2 pseudogenes are annotated in these 1,161 nt (G+C 64.3%); both read right to left on the bottom strand.

The features are described from left to right. Positions 1 to 156 (bottom strand): annotated as a pseudogene (locus tag ACSFA3_RS24755) (OmpA family protein); the annotation flags it as partial. Beyond that, a pseudogene (locus tag ACSFA3_RS24760) lies at positions 156 to 1,161 on the bottom strand (DUF802 domain-containing protein); the annotation flags it as partial. The pseudogenes ACSFA3_RS24755 and ACSFA3_RS24760, both read right to left, overlap by 1 nt.

A 1,161-nucleotide genomic window follows, 5' to 3' on the forward strand; every position in this document is an offset into this window, starting at 1 on the left:
TTCGGTTTCCAGTTTCGATGCAAGCTCCAGCTGCATGCCCAGCGCACACACCAGGATGAGCACGAAGGCACCGAGCAGGCCGGCCATCAGGTCGCCGAACACCGCCCACACCGGCACGCCCGGCTCGTCGAAGCCGGCGTCGAGCTCTTCGCGCATCATGCTTCGCTGTCCACCGGCGCTTGTTGCTGCCTGCTGGCGATCTGCTGCATGTCTTCGACGATCTGCTTCTGTGACATGATGCTCAGGTCGATCACTTCACGGGCCTGCGCCACGTAGTAGGCCAGTTGCTCATCGCTGCGCGTAATGGACTTGCCCAGCGCGCCTTCAATGCGCTGCAGGTGGCCCACGAGTTTGTCGTTCGACTGGCTGAACATCTGCACGGCAAGGCCGAAGGCTTCACCCAGGCTGGCCACTTCGACGGCGCTGCCGGTGATCTGCGCGGCAACGGCGGCCATCTTCTCGGATTCGGCATCGGCCTTTTCGGTGAAGCGGCTTCCGACGCGCTCCAGCAGGTCCGCCGATGCGGACACCAGCGTGTCGATGGCTGTGCGTTGTTCGGTGGATGCGTGGTTCACTGCGTCGAGCAGGGTGGCCAGCGTTTCGAGGATGCGGCTGCGCTCTTCCAGCATCGCGTTGTCGCGCGTCATGCTGTCGGCGAGCTTCTGGCGCAGCTCGGTCACCACTTCGGCGGCGGCGCGGGGCGCTTCAGCAGCGGCTTGCAGCAGCTGTGCGATTTCGGCGACGGTGTTCTTCGCATGCGCTTCGGTCTGGGCGGACATGTCGCGTGCGGTCTGCGCCACCGTGTCGAAGAGCTGCTGCTGCTGGCTTGCGTTGTGTGCGTTGACCTGCTGCCATTCCTGTTGCAGCGATGCGGCCATGGTGGTCAGCGATTGCGTCCAGGCCGAGAGGCGCTGCTCGTCGCGCGATGCCATCTGGGACATAACTTCGGCCGCGGCCTGCGGTGCTTCAGCAGCGGCTTGCAGGAGTTGTGTGATTTCGGCGACGGTGTTCTTCGCATGCGTCTCGGTCTGCGTGGACATCTCGCGCGCGGTCTGCGCCATGGTGTCGAGCAACCGTTGCTGCTGGCTCGCGTTGTGCGCGCCAGCTTGTTGCCATTGCTCTTGCAGCGATGCGGCCATAGCTGTCAGCGATTGCGTCCAG

Source organism: Variovorax glucosi, assembly GCF_051216695.1.
Lineage (GTDB): Bacteria > Pseudomonadota > Gammaproteobacteria > Burkholderiales > Burkholderiaceae_C > Variovorax.